Origin of the sequence: Wolbachia endosymbiont (group B) of Chesias legatella, from assembly GCF_964026945.1 — a bacterium.
GTDB lineage: Bacteria > Pseudomonadota > Alphaproteobacteria > Rickettsiales > Anaplasmataceae > Wolbachia.
The window spans coordinates 685504-708938 of the sequence record NZ_OZ034711.1 but is presented as its reverse complement, the minus strand read 5'-3'; the positions used below and the strand labels follow the sequence as shown (position 1 = coordinate 708938).

Annotated in this window: 13 protein-coding genes and 2 pseudogenes; 5 read left to right on the top strand and 10 right to left on the bottom strand. The window is 34.9% G+C overall.

From position 1 onward, the window contains the following. Positions 1-56: 56 nt before the first annotated feature. Positions 57-266 carry a hypothetical protein gene (locus AAGD65_RS03200; protein WP_262986488.1) on the top strand — a complete coding sequence of 70 codons (210 nt, stop codon included), beginning with the start codon at positions 57-59 and terminating at the stop codon, positions 264-266. Here the strand turns inward: AAGD65_RS03200 and AAGD65_RS03195 are convergent, their stop codons facing one another. Further along, a complete protein-coding gene (locus tag AAGD65_RS03195) occupies positions 267-788 on the bottom strand; it encodes a phospholipase D family protein (RefSeq protein WP_264377098.1) in 522 nt (173 codons plus the stop codon). Between AAGD65_RS03195 and AAGD65_RS03190 the strand changes: the two genes are divergently transcribed. Continuing rightward, complete coding sequence (locus AAGD65_RS03190) at positions 787-1716, top strand: patatin-like phospholipase family protein (RefSeq protein WP_264377097.1); 930 nt, start codon at positions 787-789, stop codon at positions 1714-1716. The genes AAGD65_RS03195 and AAGD65_RS03190 overlap by 2 nt on opposite strands. A 39-nt stretch (positions 1717-1755) precedes the next feature. Here the strand turns inward: AAGD65_RS03190 and AAGD65_RS03185 are convergent, their stop codons facing one another. The 8 genes and pseudogenes from AAGD65_RS03185 to rnhA all read right to left on the bottom strand — a co-directional run. Further along, on the bottom strand, positions 1756-2682 hold the full coding sequence (locus AAGD65_RS03185) for a helix-turn-helix transcriptional regulator (RefSeq protein WP_341811018.1): 927 nt from the start codon (positions 2680-2682) through the stop codon (positions 1756-1758). Between the two features lie 89 nt (positions 2683-2771). Next, on the bottom strand, positions 2772-3680 hold the full coding sequence (locus AAGD65_RS03180; protein WP_264374906.1) for a helix-turn-helix domain-containing protein: 909 nt from the start codon (positions 3678-3680) through the stop codon (positions 2772-2774). Positions 3681-3797: 117 nt separating this feature from the next. Further along, a complete protein-coding gene (gene ltrA / locus AAGD65_RS03175) occupies positions 3798-5069 on the bottom strand; it encodes a group II intron reverse transcriptase/maturase (RefSeq protein WP_264377358.1) in 1272 nt (423 codons plus the stop codon). Between the two features lie 572 nt (positions 5070-5641). Next, positions 5642-6829, bottom strand: a complete 1188-nt coding sequence (locus AAGD65_RS03170; RefSeq protein WP_264376223.1) for a hypothetical protein — start codon at positions 6827-6829, stop codon at positions 5642-5644. Between the two features lie 170 nt (positions 6830-6999). Then, the gene (locus AAGD65_RS03165; RefSeq protein ID WP_341810989.1) at positions 7000-7674 is read right to left on the bottom strand and encodes a RadC family protein; all 675 of its coding nucleotides are present in this window, start codon (positions 7672-7674) and stop codon (positions 7000-7002) included. Between the two features lie 170 nt (positions 7675-7844). Then, on the bottom strand, positions 7845-8783 hold the full coding sequence (locus AAGD65_RS03160) for a helix-turn-helix domain-containing protein (RefSeq protein WP_341811017.1): 939 nt from the start codon (positions 8781-8783) through the stop codon (positions 7845-7847). A gap of 68 nt (positions 8784-8851) precedes the next feature. Beyond that, on the bottom strand, positions 8852-10642 hold the full coding sequence (gene mutL, locus AAGD65_RS03155) for a DNA mismatch repair endonuclease MutL (RefSeq protein WP_341811016.1): 1791 nt from the start codon (positions 10640-10642) through the stop codon (positions 8852-8854). Between the two features lie 92 nt (positions 10643-10734). Next, a pseudogene (gene rnhA, locus AAGD65_RS03150) lies at positions 10735-11153 on the bottom strand (ribonuclease HI); the annotation flags it as partial. A gap of 407 nt (positions 11154-11560) precedes the next feature. On the opposite strand from rnhA, the pseudogene AAGD65_RS03145 reads away from it, so the two are divergent. The 3 genes and pseudogenes from AAGD65_RS03145 to AAGD65_RS03135 form a co-directional block, all read left to right on the top strand. Beyond that, positions 11561-11806: pseudogene (locus tag AAGD65_RS03145) on the top strand (PD-(D/E)XK nuclease family transposase); the annotation flags it as partial. Positions 11807-12439: 633 nt separating this feature from the next. Beyond that, the gene (ltrA, locus tag AAGD65_RS03140; protein WP_019236826.1) at positions 12440-13987 is read left to right on the top strand and encodes a group II intron reverse transcriptase/maturase; all 1548 of its coding nucleotides are present in this window, start codon (positions 12440-12442) and stop codon (positions 13985-13987) included. Further along, entirely contained in the window at positions 13984-14769 is a 786-nt protein-coding gene (locus AAGD65_RS03135; protein WP_341811015.1) for an Rpn family recombination-promoting nuclease/putative transposase, read from the top strand. Before ltrA (AAGD65_RS03140) ends, AAGD65_RS03135 begins: the two co-directional genes overlap by 4 nt. Here AAGD65_RS03135 and AAGD65_RS03130 read toward each other — a convergent pair. Beyond that, on the bottom strand, positions 14753-23263 hold the full coding sequence (locus tag AAGD65_RS03130; RefSeq protein ID WP_264376385.1) for an ankyrin repeat domain-containing protein: 8511 nt from the start codon (positions 23261-23263) through the stop codon (positions 14753-14755). The two genes, AAGD65_RS03135 and AAGD65_RS03130, sit on opposite strands and share 17 nt — an antisense overlap. Positions 23264-23435: the final 172 nt, after the last annotated feature.

Here is a 23435-nt window from a genome sequence, read left to right as displayed (position 1 = left end):
TTCTATAATCTATACATAAATTTCTAAAACTATCCATAACAAGTTAATATTTTCACATGAAAAAGCAAAAAATCCCAATTACGGTAATTATTACCATATTAATCCAAACCGTAGCATTGATATGGTGGTTATCCAAGCTAGACTCAAGGGTACAATTTCACGATAAACTCATTGAATATGGTTTAATGGAAAAAGTGTTAGTACTTGAGGAAAGGGTAAAAAATCTTTCTGAGGAATTGGATGAACTTAAAGCTGATTTAAAGTAATTATTCTTCTACTTTTGGTGTATAAGGATCAGATTGAGATTGACGATCCTTCCAGTTTTCGATGTATTGCTCAACTAATTGAGGATCCCCTGTTATAATCAGTAGATTCTCAGCATTTCTTGATTCAGCTGCATAGGTGAAATTAAAAGAGCCAGTTATTATTTTGTTATCATCAATAATCATTATTTTACTATGAGCAATCGCTGGTTTAAAGTCAATCCATATCGGGATTTTGTGCTCAAATAATTCGTTAATTACACTATGTTTTGAACTAGTTTGTGATTCATCTAGAATAACCTTAATATCAACTCCACGCTTTTTAGCTTGAACCAAGGATTCAGCAATAGGCTTTGAGGTAAATTGGTATGCCTGAACCAACACAGATTTTTTAGCATAGTCTACGGAATCAATTATTAGGTTGGTGCAATTTTCTCCAGGCGTGAAGCAGACTGTGGCTTTTGGGCAGGAAACACATCCCGATAAAAGCGAACAAGTTAATAAAATCAATAAATACCTAACCATGGCAAAATACATCCTTTCAGTTGACGGCGGAGGCATAAGAGGCATCATACCAGCCATTATACTAGCAGAAATAGAAAAGAGGGCAAGGAAACCGATAGCTGAAATCTTTGATTTAGTGGCAGGAACCTCAACCGGTGGAATTGTTATAGCAGGATTATGTAAAAAAGATAAACAAGGAAACCCTCAATATTCAGCCAATGATTTAGTCGAGCTTTACCAAAAATACGGGTCATATATTTTTAAATCTTCATTTTTGAGAAGATCAATATTTTCTTGGCTTAATTGCACACAATACCCACATAAAAATATTGAATTTGTACTGGATAAATATTTTGGCGATGATATCCTTAAAAACACTTTAAGTGATGTGTTGATTACGAGTTACGATATTCACAATAACTGCCCATTTTTCTTCAAAAGCTGGAAAGAAGGTAATATTAAGCTGAAAGATGCACTCAGAGCTGCAACGGCTGCACCTACTTATTTCATACCAAAACATCTAAAAATTAACCAGATAAACAGAGTATTAGTGGATGGTGGGGTGTTTGCCAATAATCCAGCGGCTTGTGCATATGCAAGTGGTAAGAGGTTATTTCCAAATGATGATATTCTACTGTTATCGATAGGTACTGGAAGAACAGACAGAAGCATAGAGTATGCCAATTCAAAGAGATTTGGAAAAATAGGCTGGATAAAACCTTTGTTAAATGTGATGTTTGCCTCTGGATTGGACTGCGTAAATTATCAGATGAATCAAGTAATAGGCAATAGATACGTAAGAATACAATCGCAATTGAAGCTAGCGTCGGCTGACATGGATAACATTACATCAAAAAATATCAAATTTCTTCAACAGGAGGCAAAGGCAATGATAGAGGACAATCAGAAAGTGATAGAAAAATTCTGTATAGAAATATTAAATATATAACTATCTTTACTTACATCTTAATATATTGTTTAACACAATTCAATTTTCACACTCATCAGCAGTTAGGCCACTTGCTCGCACAATAATATCAATAGCAACACCTTCCTTAACTAGATCTTTTGCAATCTTGATTTTCTCTGCTTTTTTAACCTTTTCTTTACCAGTTTGCATTCCTTCAGATAAAGATCTGGCTACCGTATCCAGTAATTCTTGATCCTCAATTTTTTCGCATTTACCTACAAACCTCAAAACTGGCTCATTTTCATATTCTGTTAGTCCAAGAGCTTTAATGTTAACTGATAATGTCTTTGCTATCTTATATAATATTTCAATTGGAATGTCTGTATATCCTCGTTCATAGTCGTGTATTTCTTTAGGTGTTGAACCTATTTTATTTGCCAAGTCCTCCTGAGTGTATTCCCGTATTAATCTCTGCTCTTTTATCCTTTTCCCCACTTTGTAGAGTATAGAATCAGTACAAATTTCTTTCTCTATATCATCATATTCATAAGTAGATAAGCGAGTCACTTGGGAAATAATATCAACTGAAACTCCTTCTTTCACTAGATTCTTTGCTACTTCTATTTTCGCTTCTTCTTGGCTAATTTTCTCGCTAATATATACAAACCTTACTAATGGATACAGCTTCTTGCGTAATTCCTGATCCTTAATTTCTCTATGTATTTTTGTTAGATAGACTATTTCTTTATCCTCATCTTCATACCAACTGTTTTCTCTTAGTACTGTTGGTACTGGAAGTAGATCTATAACATTAACTGATAATGCTCCTGCTATTATATACGATTCTTTGATTGTAATAGCCTTGCACCCTAGTTCAAAGTTATGTATTTCCTTATATGTTAAACCAATTTTGCTTGCTAATTTTGCCTGAGTATACCCTTGTACTATCCTACAACCTTCTATTTTTTTCCCCAGCTCGTAGCTCAATATGCTCTGAATTATCATAGATAAATCCTCTAAAAGCTGTTTTTCCTACAGAAGCAAACATATATTCTATCACAAAAAAATCCACTATTGGCTAAGTTTTTATGAAATCACAAAAATTCCTCAATCATATAATTTGATAAGCCTGTCGTTTGCAAGATAATATCAACAGAAATTCCTTCTTTCACTAAATTCCTTGCAACTTCAATCTTCTTTTCCTCTCTGACCTTTTCTCTACAAACATGTATACCTTCAAATAAAGACTTGATTAGCATATCGCGTAATTCCCGACTCTCAATCTTTTTGTATTCTTCTATCAACTTTGATAGCTTTTCTTCCGCTTCACTATCCTCATCTGATTCGGGAAGTAGATCTATGATACTGATTGATAATACCTTTGCTATTTCATCTAACATTTCAAGTGAGACAGCAGCTCTCCCTTGTTCATACTCGTATATTCCTTGATTTGTTATGCCAACTTTATTCGCTAAATCTTTTTGTGTATATCCTCGTATCAATCTCCACTCTTTTATCCTTTGCCCTACTTTGTATGGAATGGGAATTTTGTTCTCCTCACACTCACCAATAGATAAGTTAGTTGTTCGAGAGATAACATGAGCAGAAACTCCTACTTTCATCAAACCCCTTGCTACTTCTATTTTTACCGCTTTTCTGCTTCTTTCCTCACTCAAACGAATAAATTTGGTTAATAAATAAAATACCTCGCTTAATTCTTTATCTTTATAACCCTTTACTAAATTTAATATTTCTTCATCTTCAAAATATCTTTTTTCATTTGGTAGCGTCTCTCCACAAACTAGACCTTTAACATTTACTGATAATGCTTCTGCTATAGCATATAATTTCTTAATTGGAATTTTACGACTCCCTTTTTCATATTGCAGTATTGCCCAGTACTTTACACCAACCTTCTCCGCTAAATCCTTCTGAGTATACCCTCTCTCTAACCTCCAATTTTTTACTTTTTGCCCTACCTCACAGTCTAGACTTTTTTCCATACAAAGAACCATACATATAATATTTTCTACTATAGCTCAAAGGCTCCAGATATAATGGGGAGAGTAGACCAGTGGAACTTCCCCTACCAGTCTCTCGCAGAACTGTACATAAACCTCTCAGCTTATACAGCTCCCATTATTTAGCCTTTTTGACCCTAAACCTAGTGTCCAATGATAGAAAATATTTGGAGACCTATCTCTCACCTTTCCTAGAAATTGTCTTGCTAGTCTTCCGTGACTCCTGAGTCTCTTATATTTCCTTTTGACCCACTTTTCTAGATGCCGCTCTACATTCTTTAGAGATTTGTAGACCTCAGTTCTGTAAAATTTGCCATAGTACTGATACCAGCCTCTGACTATTGGATTTACTTTTCCTGATATCTCCTCTAATGTTATATGCGTATTTCGTAGCATTTTCCATGATCTTATGGTTGTAGTAATCTTTTTCTTGGCCTTGTTGCTAATTGCTGGGAGAAATGAAACAAAATGCTTCCCTATTTTATTTCTTGCTAACCTGGGTCTGAATGTGTAACCCAGAAAATCAAAACTTTGTTTAGGAAATTCATCTCTCCTATTGTCATCCTTACAGTACACTATCTGTGTCTTTTTAGGATGTAATTTCAACCTATACTCAGCCAATCTTTCTTCGATCATTACTTTCACAAATCTTGTCTGTTTCTCTGTTCTGCAGTGCACTATCGCATCGTCCACATATCTCTCAAATGGTACCGTCGGATAGTTCTTTTTCATCCATATATCAAACACATGATGCATGAATATATTAGAGATGATTGGGCTAACTGAACCTCCTTGCGGAACTCCTTTATCCCTAACTACTTTACTGCCATCTGCAAGTTGTATAGGGGATTTCATCCACCTTTCAACATATAGTATGACCCATTTGCAGTCTGTGTGTTTCTTGATAGCCTGAAGTGCTAAGTCGTGATCCAGATTGTCGAAGAACCCTGATATATCAAGGTCTACCACCCAATCGTACTTCCAGCATCTCTTACGCGCTGTATCTACCGCATCCAATGCTGATTTATTCGATCTATAACCATATGAATCCTCATGGAATTTTGGCTCCACTAACGGTTCGAGATACATTGTTGCTGCTGTTTGCGCTATCCTATCTGATACTGAAGGAACACATAAAATTCTTTGTCCTCCTCCCATATCTTTCGGTATTGCTACAGCTTTTACAGGCTCTGGAAAATAACTTCCGGATGTCATACGATTCCATAGTTTGTATAGATTATCTTTTAGATTTTCCTCAAACTTTGTTATCGAAACCCCATCTACACCAGCAGCACCTCTATTTTTCGATACTTGTTTATAAGCTCTCCAAATAAGTTGCTTTGGTATATCAAAAGACTTTGTTTTATTCATTAACTCCTCCCTTTCGGTTGATAAATAACTAAAACTAAATAACTCAGCTCCTTCGCTCCATTTCCATTACAGAAACTTCTTCACTACTACGAGCTGATCCGCCCCTGTTTTCCGCATCGGTACTCTCATCCTCAGAGATCAGCTCCTTGGATTTCTCCCTTATCATCGAAACGACAGGTTCCCGCAGTTCCACGCAATAGCCCAAAATAGATTCATGCCACCTCTATGCCGGACGCCATCTATCCAGTAAACAAGCTCCCGATAGATTTATCCCAGGTTAAGTCTAACCCCTGGTTTTGACATCATCCAATTCCTTTCGACACTTTATCAGTGGTTCATTTTCATTCATCTCTCTATTTTACACATGACGCATATTTGCGCCTTTTCCATAACGCTCACTACCTTAGCTTTTTACCAAAGCAGCTTATGGTTGTTTGAAGCCTGCTCTTGTAAGCCGGCTCCGAGGGGCCCACCCCCATCTATTGCGTAGCTTTTGCACTTAGTTTGCTCTTACTTGAACATTCCTTGTGTCTCTACGGCACACTAGACTCTGGAACCTTAAAATAAATGAATTAAAGCCCCCTAAAAGTTTCTTTACTATTTTCACGTACTTTATCTACCCATGAAGACAATTTTTCACTTGGGCTATCAACCTCCTTCATAAGCTGCTTGCTATTCCATATGCCACATCTCATAAAACTTCCCTTTTCTACTGCTTCTTTAAGTTTTACTCCAGCAAAAAGACAATTTTTTCCTATTTCTTCGCCTCTTTCTTGTAATTTAGACCACATTTCCTTATTTTCTACTCTGACTTGTACTTGATCATATTTTTTTACATCGTGGTACAATATAATATCTAGCTTACCAATGCTTGTAGGAAATTCTAATATAATAGAGCTTCCATCTGACATATCGATATAGTTTCTTATACCTCCCTTCTCACTTTTAACCTCAACTGCATCATTGCCAATTTTTAAAATATTACTTCCTAACTCTCTCAGTATTTTGGCTACCTCTACCTTGCTATCCCCAGAAAATTCTATATACGATGTTGTATTATCTATTTCAACATCTATTAATTCTCCTTCTTGCACAGCACTTTCTCCAGCTTTCTCTAGTTCTTCTAGTCTCTCATCTATCTGTGGCTGAACTTCTGGTTGTAGCTCATTATAGATTTCACCTATCAATTTATTCTCCAATAAAGTATCATGAAACTCTGCACCGTTTAGCATTAGTTTACGTATTAGCTTTTTACGATCAGCCTTATCAAATTTATGAAAATGTGTACCCAATATTACATACTCAGCAAAGCTCCATTCCCCATCATTACATGCATTTAGCCTTTCTCCAGATGCTAATACTTGGTCTATGGCTTTATGCAATTCATTTACGCTTTTTGCCTCTACTACAGAACTCTTAAACCAGCTTAACTTTTCACTTTCGCTTGCACTTGGCTTTATTTTTTTCAAAGCTGAAGTAAATGGATTTAAATATTCTGCTTGATCGTTTAAAGGTTTTGTACCATATATATAATCAAGCCCTTTTCCATAGTTGATTTGAACGTCTCTATTAGAGGAGGGCACTTCTCCAGGTTTTTTAGCCTTATTAATTTTGCCTACAAAGGTGGATTGCTCCTTAGTACGACCAATTCCTATAATCGCATTTGATATTTCACCCTTTGATAATCTATCAAGATCAACATTTAATTCGTAAACACCTCCTTCTTGATCATCAAAAGGTACAATTATTTTATTAACCATATTAGCCTCCGCTATTAAATATACTTTACTAAGTCTACAACCGACTTTATTACTTTATTATTAACTTAATATATACTTTTTCATTAATTATAAGCAATAATTAATGCATTTACAAATACTTTCTTCATTCAAGTAGTTAAACAGCTCATGAAAATCTTCAAACATCTCCTTTATAACAGTCCTTGCTCTTTAAAGCTAAAATACCCAACACTTGTGATGATAATATGATCCAGTAACCTAATCCCTATAGTCTGACAAGCTTTAGCCAAGTCTTTAGTTACAGCTTCATCCTCATCAGATGGCTTTAACCTTCCTTCTGGGTGGTTATGCGATATTATTATTGACGTCGCTTTTCTTATTAATGCCTTTCTTGTTACTTCTCTTATGTAAAAAGGTACCTTATCTACTGTACCAGTAAACACTTCTTCCCCCTTTAAACGGCACTTTTGATCAAAATATATTATTTTCATCTTTTCCTCCTCTGAATAGCCAATACTCACCCTTAAATATTTTACTATGGTTTCCAAGTTATCCATTACAGGTCCTTTCTTTAACTCTTCTCTTGGTACTCTCTTTGAAGCTTCCTTTAGGCATAAAATTACTGCTACTGTAGAGTCAGTTATCCCTTCTATAGTTTTCAAGTCATCTATTTCCTGGCCTAAAACTCCTCCTATTCCAAAACTATCTATTAGCTTTCTAGCAATAATTCGAGCTTCTTCCCTGTCATGCACTGCACTTAGAAACGTTTCTATTACTTCACGATCAAGTAGTGCTTTACCGTTGCTTTCTAATGCTCTGAATTCTATTTCTTCTCTACGATCCTTACTGTTTTCCTTATTATTCATAAAAATTACCCTTCACTAATAACAAAATGTTTTTATATATTTACTGCTGTTTTTTGTCAGCATTGGCATAAAGCCATAGCTTTTGAGTGAAGTCAAATCAATTTTTAAATCTTTTTTACTTATTTTTTCATCAAAAAGTAAAGATATTAATAGATACTGATTTTTTTATTTTAAATTTGTTGAATTTCGTCTAAAGAGATGCCTACTGTTTTTAAAATAATATTGATAGAAATTCCTTCCTTAACTAAATTCTTTGCAATTTTCATCTTTTCTACTCTCTTCACTTTCTCTTTGCAAACTTGTATGCTTTCAAACAGAGATTTTATGAGTACATGACGTAATTCTTGGCTTTTAATCTTTTTGTATTCTTCTATTAACCTTGATAGTTCCACTTCACTATTCTCATTTTCTCTTGTTTCTGGAAGCAGATCTGTAATATTAATTAATAGCATCTTTGCTATTTCATCTAACATTTCAAGTGAAACAGCAGCTCGTCCTTGTTCATATTCATATATTCTTTGATTTATTATGCCCACTTTACTTGCTAAATCTTCCTGAGTGTATCCTCTTCTCAACCTCCATTCTTTTACTCTTTGACCTACTTTATACGGAATGGAAATTTTTTTCTCATCATTATCATATTCATCAACAGATAAATTGGTTGTTCGAGAGATAACATGAGCAGAAACTCCTTCCTTAACCAAACCCCTTGCTACTTCTATTTTTACCGCCTTTCCACTTTCTTCCTCACTAATACGGATGAATTTAGTTAATAAATAAAACGTTTCACGTAATTCTTGATCCTTAATCTCTCTATGTCTTCTTACTAGATTTAATACCTCTTCTCCCTCATACCTTCCCTCATTTGATACTTCTTGTCCGCAAGCTAGATCTCTAGCAGTTGTTGATAATGCTTCTGCTAATTCATATAACTTCTTAATTGAAATTCTGCGTGTTCCTTTTTCGTATTGCAGTATTACCTGATATGTTGTTCCTATTTTTTTTGCTAAATCTTTTTGAGTATATCCCTTTGCTAATCTACGATTTCTTACTTCCTGTCCTATTACTTTGTAATCTAAAAAATTAGAGCATTTATTCTCTTTTTTCACATTTTATACTCCATAACCAGAAGAGCTGTTACGTATACTTAATTGGCAACCTTTTTGACAAACTGAACTCATCTCCTTTCAAACAATTTTTCTATATCAATTAGTTTCATTTCTATATAAGTTGGTCTTTCATGACCAGGATATGGAGTTTTCTCAATTTGTCTTAGTATCTCATTCATCTCTTCCAATTTCATTTTTCTTCCTGCTCCATGGTAAGCGATTGTGGCTGATATTTTATTCACCTTATCCTCTATTGGCAACGTATCTTCCATTTCCATTAACTTATCTACTATATCAACTAGCATCTCTTTTATATCTATTGTTCCCAAGATAGCAGGTATTTCTTTTATCGTTACTTTATCTTCTGATTGTATTTCAATATCAAAACCCATTTCAAAAAGCTCATCTTTATAAGTTTTAACCATCCCCATTCCAGCTTGGTTTTTAATTTCAACTATTTCAGGAATGAGAAGTTTTTGTCTTTTTATGCTTGTTAAGCACTCGTATATCAACCTCTCATAGGCTGCATGTTGATCTACTATAATCAGCCTATCTCCAGCTTCAGCAATAATGTAAGTATTGTGGACCTGACAACGTGCATATCCTAGGGGATGATCCTCTACCAAATCAATTTGCTTCCTTTCTAAAACCATCGTTCCCTTTTGGGCTGGGGATTCTCCATACTTAAAAGTTTCTGGTAAGCTTTGCCTTCTTTCATCTGGTGCATTGAATTCTTTCATTAGACGATTTTCTAAAAGACTTGGTCTCTTTTCATAAAACTCTTTTTGATCTTTTTTCTCTTGACTATCAACCTGCTCTTGGCTTTTACTATCATTAAAAATTAGCTCCTCTTCAATACCTTGATCACCCGCTGCAAATCTCGTTGATAGTGTTTTTATTATCCCTCTTCTCACTATTTCATATATTAGCCTTTTATTCTGAAATCTTACTTCCGATTTATTTGGATGCACATTTACATCTACTTGGTCATATGGTACTTCTAAATGCAACACTGCAAAAGGATACCTATTGTTTGGAATAAAATCGTGATACGCATATCTAATTGCACCAACAAGTAGATTGTCTTTTATTGGCCTTCCATTAACAAACGTATAAATCTGAGTTGAGTTGCCACGATTGACATTAGGTTTACAGATGTGTCCCTTAAGTTTGATGCCTTCTTCTTCCTCTTTAACTTCCAGTGAATTGCTTTGAAATTCTTCTTCTATTTCACATAATCTGTTGAACAGCGAAGTTTGCTTAACATATTTTAAGAGCTTTTTATTACCAGAAGTGAGAGTAAACCCAATACTATAGTTAATCATTGCTAAGTTATTTACAATGTCAACAATGCTTTGTGTTTCTGCCCTTTCGGTTTTTAGAAACTTTAGTCTATTTGGTGTGGCAAAAAATAAGTCACGAATTTCAATATATGTACCTTGCAACAAAGAACAAGGGGTAATCTCTCTTATTTTTTCTCCTCCCTCATATCTTATAGACCATGCTTCCTTTGCTTCACTTGCCTTAGATGATAATTTCATTCTGCTTACTGCTGCAATTGAAGGCAGAGCCTCTCCTCTAAAGCCAAGATGTCTGATCTCTATTAACTCACTATCACTTAATTTTGAAGTGGCATGCCTCATAAGTGCTAGTTCCAGATCGTTCTTTTCTATTCCATTTCCATCATCTGTCACAGTTATAAGGTTACGTCCACCACTTTCTATTTTGATCTCTATCTCTGAACTTCCAGCATCTATTGCATTTTCTACTAATTCCTTTACTACACTCGCTGGCCTTTCTATTACCTCTCCCGCTGCTATACGATTTATAGTTTTTGTGTCTAAAAGAATTATTGCCATAACACTCCCTCCAATCTATGAAACTTAGAGCTCCCTCTATTTTTTTGTGATTTCTTGATCTCACAATCTCTATATTTTAGCTTTTTAGATTCCTTTCTAGCAAGTCTATCTGCCTCTTCATTATAGGTATTACCACTGTGAGCCTTAACCCACTTCCAGTTAATATCATGCTGCAAGACAATTTCATCCAATTCCTTCCATAACTCAACGTTTTTTACTGATTTTTTATTGGCTGTCTTCCAACCATTTGTTCTCCACTTATTGATCCACTCTGTTATACCTTGTTTAATATACTGACTATCAGTGTGTAAAACAACTTTGCAAGAAACTTTCAACATCTTTAGCCCGTTAATCACAGCCTTTAACTCCATTTTGTTATTCGTTTTCACCTCCAGAGATGCGTTTTTTGATAAAGATACTTTTATTTTCATACATCACCACGGCTGCCCATCCACCAGGCCCCGGATTTCCATCCATCTGTATATATTGTAACCTTCTTTTTTTCGCCCATACTTACAGGATATAGATTCAACGTAAATTTGCTACCGAAATATGTTGATATTATTTTTTGAATATTTTAAAATGTAAGGTGTGAGAGATTGACAAACCTGTCCTCTCGATATTAGGTAAATCGTAATTGAGCTTTTGGGCTCGTATTTTTATTAGGAGGTTAATCTCTCACACTGAAAATAAATATTTTTAAGCTCTTCATAGCTTATCAATTCATTTGCTGGGGTTTTTAAGGTATTTTATAAGGCAATTATAAAAAGATGATCCAAATTACATCTAAAGCCTTAAATGCAATTCTCAGATGATCTCTGACAGACGTTTTTTCATCAACACATTTAAAACAATAAAAAGATTGAACATTTCCTCACAATTGTGTATAATAATTAATGCTTTTTATTTTACTTTCTCATGGCTCTTTCGAAGTTTCTTGATGCACGCAACGATTATGCCTTCAAAAGAATATTTGGCACTGAGAAAAACAAAGATATTCTCATTCATTTCTTGAACGATATTTTAGGCTTCACTGGCTTAGCTGCTATTCACGATGTTGAATTCTTAGCTACCATTTTAGACCCTGAAATTGCCGCTAAAAAGCAAAGTATTGTCGATGTTCTTTGTAAAGACTCTCAAGGTTCAAGATATATTATAGAAATGGTGCGACCTGAAAGTCTTCGGTCATATTGTTTAAAAGGAGAGGAATTCATTCAGAAAGAAACTGAAAGGATTCTAAAACTTATTAAACCAGATGTTTTGCCGTCTGAGTCTACGCATCAGTGCGAATCGGGCAACCGGTTGGTGCCAAGCGATGCGGACAATGAACCTCCTCTTGAAAAAGAAGATGCTCAATCGTGAGAGGGGCATAAACTGCAAGCATCATGTGGTTGGAGGGCTAGGCTAGTGGTATGGTGAACGTAAGTGAAGCTTTATAAGTACCGATACGATGAAAGAGCTAAAGATGCTGATAAGCTCTGACCAAAAGGTAATGTGGATAAGTTACATTTTTCATTTCTAGATGTACGCAAATAATAACTCCACCGGTATAGAGAAGCCACCTAACCCACTGTTGTATGACTGGAGAAACAGGGTAAGCCTGTATTTTCGCCTACATGGCAAGCAAACCGCAAGGAATGCTGATGGAAGTGCAGGTAAAGGAGAATGGAGAAAGCGAATGCCATTTTGTAACGAAATGGATAGAATTTGTAACATTAATTCGCGTGAAAACGAGCAGACTTCCATTTGGTCCCTCGTGACAAGAAACTTTGTTAACCACTTAAGGTAGGAAAGCAGATGATTACAAGTAAACCTGTAAGTGCATCTACCGAAAGCTTTGAAGCATGGAAGCAATTGCCATGGAAGAAATGCCAGAAAGTTATTGTGAGGCTACAAAGACGTATTGTTAAGGCTGTCCAAGAAGGAAGATGGGGTAAGGTAAAAGCTTTACAACATCTTCTCACACGCTCTTTTAGCGGAAAAGCTTTGGCTGTTAAGAGAGTAACTGAAAACCAAGGAAAAACCACAGCAGGTGTAGATCGTCAACTATGGTCAACTTGCAATGCTAAATTTCAAGGAATAAAGCTGTTAAAACAAAGAGGATATAAACCTTCTCCGCTCAAACGAATTTATATCAGTAAATCTAATGGCAAAAGAAGGCCTCTCGGTATACCCACGATAAAAGATAGAGCGATGCAAGCATTATATCTGTTTGCTCTGGAACCGATAGCTGAAACGATCAGTGATCGTCACTCCTATGGCTTTAGACCTAAAAGATCCTGCGCGGATGCTATTGCTGCTTGTCACTTATTACTGGCAAGACGCAATCGACCACAATGGATACTAGAAGGTGATATCAAAGGGTGCTTTGACAACATTAACCATGAATGGCTTATGAAGCATATTCCTATGGAAAAGAAAATTCTTCATAGATGGTTAAAAGCTGGTTTCCTAGAATCGAAAACTCTGTATCCCACAACTGCTGGCACTCCGCAAGGAAGTATAATTTCTCCAATACTAGCTAACTTTACCTTAGATGGTCTTGAACAGTTATTAGAAAGTCGCTTTGGTAAATTAGGTAGCAAAAGAAGAGGAAAAATCAGAAGTGGAGTGAATGTAATCAGGTACGCAGACGACTTTATTATTTCAGGTTTCACACATGAAGTACTGGAAAAGGAAGTTAAGCCTTTAGTATCATCTTTTCTTCATGAGCGAGGTTTAATTCTGTCAGAAGAGAAGACAAAGATTACATCTATTACAACAGGGTTTGACTTTCTTGGTTGTAATGTACGTAGATATAATAAGAAGTTAATTATTAAACCTTCGAAAGAAAGTATTAAAAGACTTCTTAATAAAGCACGTACATTGATAAAAGCAAATATAGCGAACACTCAGGCTATAGTAATTAAGTCACTCAACTCTCTACTGAGAGGATGGGGAAATTACTATCACCATGTGTGTGCTAAAAAAGCGTTTAGAAAGATCGACAATGAAATTTGGCATAGTTTATGGAAATGGGCAAAGAAAAGACATCCTCGTAAAGGATTACGTTGGATAAAGAATCGTTACTTCAAAGTAATGGGTCAACGCCAATGGGTTTTTGCTGCACCCATATGCAAGAACAAACCAAAAGAGATACGGTATTTAAGACTGCTTAAGCTGATTGATATACCTATCAGACGACATGTTAAAATCAGAGCGGATGCAAATCCCCTTGACTTAAAATGGAAAAAGTATTTTGATGAGAGAGTGAAACGAACAAGAATGTTAGCAAGCTCCTTTTCAAGAGAAGGTTCTCTACTGTTGGTGTCACCATTAAGAATGATGTTTCCTGAGGAATCATGAAGGACAAGCCGGTTCTAGAAAAGAAGAACTTAGATAAGGGGCTCAAGCGTAGTGTGGGGAAACCTGCATGCTGCGTTTCTAAGGGAGGGGGTAGTAGTAATACTGCTTCCTTACCTGACCAATTCACTAAGACCAAAGGCTTCGAAAAACGCGCTCAATATTATGCTGCCAAAGCCTACTCAAGTCAAGCTGATCAAGGTGATAACTACCATAATCTCAAGGAAATTATCTTCATAGCCGTTGCTGATTGTATTATTTTTCCAGATAAGGCTGAGTATAAATCTAATCATGTCATTTTAGATCAAAATAGCTTTGAACATGACTTAAAGGATTTTTACTTCGTATTCATAGAACTACCAAAATTTACAAAGACAAAAGAAGACCAACTAGAAAATATAGTAGAAAAATGGTGTTACTTTTTTCGCTATGCAGCAGAAACAAACGAAGAGGACCTAGATAAAATAGTTGGTAGTGACGTAATAATAAAACGAGCTTATGAAGAGATGAATAAGTTTAATTGGTCAGAAGAAGAGTTACTAGCATATGAACAAATGAAAAAACGCATAATGGATGAGATTGCTGCTTTAGCTCAAAAATTTGATGAGGGTCTTAAAGTTGGTCAAGAAAAAGGTAGACAAGAAGGCATCCAAATCGGCCATGAAAAAGGTAAAATTGAAGGTAAAATCGAAGTTGCAAAAAACTCACTCAAGGCCGGTGTATCTATTGATGTTATCGCTGAAATAACCGGCCTTTCTTTAGATGAGATTAAGAAATTAATTTAACCTTATTCCTAGTCAAATGGCCTTGAACGGAAGCATTACTTAAATAACTTTGAGGCTCTAAATTCATTTGCTGTTTTTTTGCACCATCAACTTCTAATCTACCATCTCTGTTGTGTAATATCTGCTCTATTGATTGATTTAGCAGACCCTTATTAAATTGAGCTATAAACTTTTCAAATTTCTTCGGACTTAATTTACCAGGGCACCCTGCTTCCCTACCAGGACATGCTTTCTCTAGATGTGAGTTTAAAATCCCTGAAATCTCATTAAATTTACCATCCATGACTTTTCTAGTAATTTCTTCTTGTACTTTTATAAAGTCAATATCTAATCGATGTATTGATATTTTGCTATCCCTTGCAGCTTGTTCTACTACTTTCCTAAATCCCTTTTTAATGTTCAATGCATAGCCCTGTGCTTCTAGTGGAGATATAGACTGGTCTACTGTAAAAATGTACTTCTGACCTGTAACCTTTCTAATTAATAAGTCAAGCAACATTATTGTACCATTTACATCTATTGGTGCATCAACTTGTGAGATTGAACTTGTAGTACTTAATGTTTCCTCAGGTAAAGCAGCTCTAGAATAAAATAATCCACCTACAGAACTTTTCACCCAACCCAATAAACCATTTATCCATGAAGATGGTCTTGTGCCACTACTTGCTGCTATTTCAGGTTGACCACTTGAATCTATAGCAAGAAGATTACGTGATAAGTGACTACGATGATGATCATGATCTCCATGGTGATGACGGCGTTTACGTTGTGCGGGTTTTTCTCTTTCTTCCTTGAGTTTTCCCTCTAAGTATTCCACAATATTATTATATCCTTTATCTCTAGCAATATCTAGCGTTGTTCTACCAGCCTTGCACTTAGCATTAATGTTGGCCCCCTTACCTATTAGGTACTCCAACATACCTAAATGACCACTCCAAGAAGCCCAGTGCAGTGGTGTATGACCTTGCTCATCAGTATCATTAACACCTACTCCCTCTTTGCTAAGAAGAAATTCTATAATATTCTTGTAATCGCTTTCAGCAGCAATATGTATAGGATTTTTGCCATATTCATTCTCAGCATTAATATTGGCACCTCGATTAAAAAGATCTATAATTTTATTAAGACCACCACTTTTTACTGCGATCAACAATTTTTTATCTAAATCTAATTGTGTTTGTTTCAAATACTCTACAACATCACTAAGTTTTTGATAGGCAGCAATATCTAGCGGTGTTGCACCAGCCTTGCACTTAGCATTAATGTTGGCTCCCTTACTTATAAGGTATTTTACTACATCTAAATAACCAACAGCAAGGTGCAGAGGGGTATCATCATTGTTATCTTTAACATTAACATTAGCTCCCTTGCTTATCAGATCTATAACTTTATTAAGATCACCACCTTTTGCTGCGATTAACAATTCTTTATTCAAATCTAATTGTGCTTGTTCTAGATATTTTACAACATCATTATGTTTTTGATCGATAGCAACATTTAACGGTATTTTACTGCCCTTATCTTTGGCATTAATATTAGCCCTTTTATCTACAAGATACTTTGCTACATCTAGATGACCACCCCAAGAAGCCCAATGTAGTGGTGTCCAGTAACCATTATCTTTTATATTAACATCAACTTTCTCTTCATCTATAAAATATTTTACTATATCTAATTTACCGTTGGAAGCAGCAAAGTGCATAGGAGTTCTGCCAAGTATATCCTTAGCATTCACATTAGCTCCCTTATCAACTAAAAACTTAGCAATATCTGAATGACCTTTCAATGCAGCCCAATGTAATAGTGTACAGCCATATTTATCAGTAACATTAACACCACCCTCGTTCTGAACAATAAACTTGACTGTACCCAAGTCACCAGCCCAAGCAAAATAGTACGCACCATGTCTATCTTCGCCTCCGTTAATACCTTTTACAATAAGATTATTAATTGTCTTTAGAACCTCTTCACTTTTCACAGTAAGTAACAATTCTTTATCCAAGTGTGCTTGCCTCAAAACCCTTTCTATATTACTATTAGAACCTACAACTTGTAGAGGGGTCAAATTTCTATTATTTTTAACATTTATGTTAGCACCATTATCTATAAGACACTTTACTGCATCTAAGCGATCTTCCCTAGCAGCATTATGTAGAAGAGTGTTACCATCATTATCTTTAGCATTAATATTAGCACCTCGACTTACAAGACTTTTAACTTTACTAAAACTATTACTTTGTACTGCATCTGACAGTTCTTTATCTAATTGCGTTTGCTCTTTTTCTCTGTTAAACTCTACTACAATATCTTCTGATTTACAAGTAGAAACTATACACTTTGAGTTAGAAACTGTTGCATCATTAAAAGCAAATATCATCTCTCTTGCTGGTTGATAAGTATTCCAGTTCTCTACTTTTACAAGAGTGTTATTTTTATGTGATAACAATAAAGTATCATTCATAACTTTCATATCGAAATCTAATATAGACTTACCTTTCAAATCAACCAAACCAATATCATTCTTATTAATAGGCTGATTATGATAAATCTGTAACCCTTGCTCATCTGGTTTATAATACCTGAAAGAACTAAAGTCCTCAGCTCTTTCTCCAAATTCTTCTGGTTCCATAATTCTATTGTTCAGTTCTACAGATAAATCCCAATTTTTGTGAACAGAAGAGTAGTAATGTGATATTGATAATGCTCCTCTATCTGATAACAATAGCAAGTCATTATTTAACTTCAAAAAGAGTACTTTATCTGAATCAAACGTGAAGCAATTATGATGATTTAAAAGGTCAGTACCATTAACACTAAACCTTCCATCTATTTTTAAGCTATGAGAACAATAATCTCGCTCTAGTTCCCCACTCTGAAGCTTGTAATATTCTTCCCCGTCAAATGTAACTGTAACATCTTTATAATCTGACAACAGCGTTACGTTTAGGCCATTTTTATTAATCTTTATTTCCCCTGCATTATTCTCTGTAAATGGCATATCATCTAATGTACAATTTAACTGGCTAAAATCTAATATGCCATTTGCTTGAGCAATTGTAATATTAGCGTTTCTGTTATCGAAAAGATAAAGATGACTTATATTACTTGGAGCTTCCCAGTAAAAATTATGGTGATCCTCATCAGGGTAAAAAATATGATTACTAGAACTACCTACAACACCATGATAATTAGTGTTTAATAATTGCTTTGTAATATTAAAGTTTGAATTGTCCATTTTTTGCAGATTATCCAACTTATTATCTAATTTTGTTATGTGCACATTTGTTACTCTATCAGTATTAATGTCTACTTTTGTTGGAGTTACAGATAAACCATCTGCTGTTTTTACCGATGTTTGTTTATCTACACTTATAAAAGCCCCACTTTTATTGTAGATGTTTGTTATATTATTAGCATGAGTTATATTACCTATATCACTAAGATTTATTGGTAATAATACTAAACCTTTTCCATGAATAGAATCACCAAAATAACCTTTTATTGTAGTAAAGTTTTTTGCCGTTATTACATCATTGCCACCTTTACCATCAACGTAACTTGCATGAGAAACTTCTATATGATTAGCTTTGATACTTCCAATGACAGAGTGTATATTCTCTGAATCTGCAAAATTACCTCGTGTTACAACTATATTATTTTGCCCAATAGAAGATCCACCTAAATTGCATACAAAATTATCCTTTGCTATGTAGAAGAAATTCGTTCCTTGTTTATGAATATCACAATTACTTAGCTGATTTGTAAAATAATACCTGTTCTGTATACCAGACCCTTGATTATTGATTCCATAACTATTAAGTAGTATATTCTTACCATTAAAAATAACATCAATGGTATAATTAGAAGTCACATTTATAAAAGCATTGTTATTAGACATATAAAATAACATCTTTACAGGTCCAGAAGGATCACTTCTGTTATATGAAACTGCATTATAGCAATCAGTCATATGTTCCTGTAAAAACCACCTTTCTACTATCTTCTTTAGTATGGTGCCCTGATTCCCCTTGGATTCGCTATCATAAGGGTCACAATTTACCGATAGTTTTGCTAGCTCTTGCGTACTGACAATTTGTTTAGCAACGTCATCTCCTTGAGGTCCACAAACAAGATTATAACTTCCTATTGTACTTGGAACTACTCTGTTAAAGTTCCGAGCAATTTCTATATTGTAGAATGGATATTTAGCTCTTACCTCTTGCTCAAAATCAAACTCAGTACTAATTATTCTCATCACACGATTACACAAACTCCTTGCCTTAAGCATACCAATACCAATTCCTTCCCATTGCCTTTTACTACGAGAATAAGAATTAGTAGCGTATTCTTCTTTCTTAATCAGTATAGAAGGTAACGACATAACTACCTGAGTATAGTTATCCTTATCAAAATTATCTAAGACCTTTGATATATACTGTTTATATATCTCTTTTGCCTGTAGATCATTTTCTATATAATCTAGTATTTTTTTACCAAGAAAGAAATCCCAATACAAATCATGCTTCTCTTGATCTGTAAGTTTTATATGTTCTGCTAATTTTTCTACCTCAAGCCCTGCTTCTACAAACTGTGATATGACAATAACAGCAACTGAAACAGCAGCACCAACTGGACCTGCAAATTCTCCTATTATTCCAGCTTCCATACCTATAGCCGACATTGTTTCAGTAACAACTGCAGGTACATCTGCAGCTATAAAGATGGAATTAGTTGCGATGTTTAGGTCAGCAATCTTTACATCTACAGGATCTGTTGCATTTTCCCTTGCTTTTATCGACTCCGCTAACCCTAAAAATGCTGCAAAGTTACCTATAGCACGTCCCATAACTGGAGCAAATCCCTTTAGCATCTGAGAATCAAGCTTTGTTCCTAACTCTAACATTTTTCCAGAGATTTTTTCACCAATCTTTGGCATTACCCAGAGATTTAATGCATCATAACCTAGCCCTTCTACATCTCCATTTGCTATATGTTTACCAACTAAAAATACCGTAAAGGCAAGACCTGCACCTTCTGCTACTTTCCCTATTTTTTCTGCTACTCCAGACCTTCTCAGGATATTTTTCATTTCTTCTTTATTTTCTATGTTGTCCTTCATCTCCTTCACAATATCCCTAATCTCTGGATCTATTGAACTTAGATCTATATTTTTAACTTTTGCGATAAATGCTTCTTCAACATTTTGGTCTATAGTTTCACCTCTAGATATTCGCTCAGAAACCTTGAAAAGCTGATCATAAAACTCAATATTCTTTACTCTTTCTGCTACCTTGTCAGCATTAAACAACTCTTTGATACGTTGTTCTTTTTCCTCTTCTGTAATCTCTTCTTCATCAAACGAATCCTTGCAGGCCATATTTACACTTCTTTCTCTTCTTGGTTTTTTACTTGGTGGATACTCTGGTGATGAAGGTTCTCTTTTTTCTCCTTTAGAACACTGCCCTACAGTAGGTAACATATGAACTGAACTATGAACTACACTAACAGGAATAAATCCTTCCTTAGCTGTCCTACTTGTTAAAATAAGTTTATTTGGATTATTAGATCCTTTATCGAAAACAACACCGATAAATTTCACCTCATCACCATCTGTGAGTGTTTTATAGGTAACGCCCTCTTTATACTCTTCATTTATTTGATCATTTGCTTCCCTCAATAAAGCTTTAGCTCCTTTGCCCTGCCTTGATGTCTTAAGTTCTAATCCTATTGGAGTGTACTCCTCAGCATTTCCACCTTGAGCTACAAACTTAATACCATGAACTAGCATATCAATGCGTTCCCCTCTACCAGTTTGAAACTCAGTTAAAACTAATGCTCTAGTTTCTGGTGATTCTTGTAATTTTAGGTCGCTATAATAACTAAATACTCCATTCAATATTCCCTGGAAATGAGCTTCTTTATTAACGAGACTCTTAAAAGGAAAGATTCCTTCTCCAATTTTTTCTAATAATCTACTATATCCTCTTATTGATAAGGATTGGATATCTAGTGCTTTATCAAATGTTTCTTTTAACTCATTAGGATAAGTAACTTCTTTAAAAGTACCTTGAAATCTATTATCTCCGTTGTTGTACTCTTGTAAAGAATTATATTTTTCAGTCCAAATAGTAAGATATCTTCTAAAATCTGACTTGTATCTAGTATCAAAATTAAGATTTAATTCGACTATTTCCCTATTCCCTATTTCTCTATTTAATCTATCAAGAGGGAGTACTTCATTTAGCATGTTCAGAACATCTTTTCTGTTAGCTTCAATAATATTTATCACATAAACCAATTTCTCTGTATTTTCTGGAATAAGCACCATTGTTACAACTGCATGGCTTGCATCAAGATTAGCCGATAGTCTTTCTCTGGCTCTTTCAGCTGCTGGACGTCTAAGCCTACGAAGATTAGGATGCACTTCAGTAGGTATATTGCCTCCATAGATAAAAATGTATTTTTTTAAACTTGTTCCTGAATCTTCACTTAATAATAACAATTGCCCTAGTAAAAACCTACTAAAATAATGATTATCTCCCTTTTCCGGTGTACCAGGAAACGTGTGATAGATACGTTCCATATTATTTTTTATTCGTTTTTTTAGCGCATTTGTGTAGATTTCTTGCGTATCCCAATCATCAGCAGACTTTAATATATCTTGAAAAAGAGGAATTACTCTCCCCTCACGGCTCGACCCTCCGATATTAGAAATAGGAGATGAACTATCAAGATTGACACCAACACATAAAATTTCGTCCGCAGTGGTTAAAACCCGCATAACATTTGGTTGGAAGCCTTGTGCATACCTCTCTGCTTGTTGCAAAGCCTTATCTGGAGTGGCATTAGGACCTGCCCCTGCTTTTAATTCAATAATAATGGGAATAGAGTTTAATGCACGATCAGGACCACGAGCTAGCAGGATAATATCTGCATAACCCCTTCCTGCAAATTGCTCTGGATAAACTCTAAGATTATACCTATAGTGGAAATTCATGAAAACGCCTACCATAAATCCATGATGTGCTGCTTCACGTGCACTATTATCATAGACTACTGATTCTACATATTCAGAATGAACGTTATTAATTTTTTCAAGAACTTTTTTTAAAGACCTGCTAACTGTTTGCGCATCAGAATCAGATAGCTTCGCTATATCACCTTCGGGATTATTCCATATTCCTTTCTCTACTTCATGAAATTCTTTACCAGCAGGGGAATCAAGTATCTCTTTAACTTCCATATTAACAAAAATTCCATCCTTTCCTTTGTAGATCTGTACTAATCTGGATTTTATTCTATCTTGAATTTCATTCTTAATATTTTGCTCAACGTTCCGATCTCTAATCTTACTCCTATCTATATTATTTCTTAATATGCTCTCCAACTCATTAACAGTAAACTGATGGCCACGCTTACCTTCTGAAATGGAAAATAAATCTATATTATTAATAGCGTCTTCAGCATTTCCAATTTGACCATTTTTGACAATAGCTACTTTTAAAGTTTTCGAGGTATCAAAACTAAAATAAATCTTTTTAATATTTAACTTTTCTGCAATCCCTGTATCCAGCAAAGTAGAAAAGCTCCCTAAGAAGAAGTGCGTAAAAAATCCTGCTTTTTCTACAGAGTGTAAATAAGATGGAACCTGATCCACAAATGACTGAAATCTCGGTTCAAAAGATTTAAAGTCCTCATCTTGCCGGCTTATACCAACTCCTTTACCTGCTTCCTCTATTAATAACTGTATTAATTCAAAATCTTGTGGTCTTCCTTTACCCATGACTTTTTTTAAACCTTTCGCAAGCTCTACATCATTATCAACAGTACCTCTCTCAAGACCAAAGTTATAATGATTTCGTTTACCTGGTGCGCCAACATGAAATAACTGTATTTGAGTATTTCCATTTTCATATCGACTTTCAGTTGCACCAGAAACACTAATCCTTGCTCTGAGCATTTCACTCATTGCTTTTATTTCATGCTCGCCTCCCCAAGTATTAGGATTCCTCATATTTTCTAAGTAACGCTCAAAATCACCTTCAACAAAATCTCTGAACTCATTTTCATGATCACGTATATAATCAACTACTCGGTTGCGAAATACACTTCTTACTAAATTTGCAAATGTATCATCATAATTGGAAGTATTTAAATTCCTGACCAAACCTCTAATATGATCTAAATTTTGGGTTACATCTCCTTCATTTCCAAATAAAGCTTCATACCTTTGCCGAAATAAAGCGTCGTTATTTCTAACAGGTATTAAGTAAGCCATAGTAACAGACCAAAATAAGCAACTATTGTCCCCTGGAACGTCAATTCTTTTAAATCTACTTTCACTTTCAGAATCAGAGTCAGACCTCCGATAACGCTTGAACTGAGGAAATTCTTTAGCTTGCTCTATATACTGCATTTCATCCGATAATTCAGTAATCTTTGAATTAACATCTTCTTTTTTTAGATGATCTGTTGGATATTGTATCTTGAACATAAACCCCCTTCATTATATTATACTAAACCCACTATATCAAGCTTATTATATAACAATCAGAGATATCAATAATAAAAGCTATTTTTACCCATATGCTGGCTTATGTATATAACATTTGTATTATAATGCAACCTCTTTTTGATAGAAGCTAAAATAGTAATAAGAAACCACA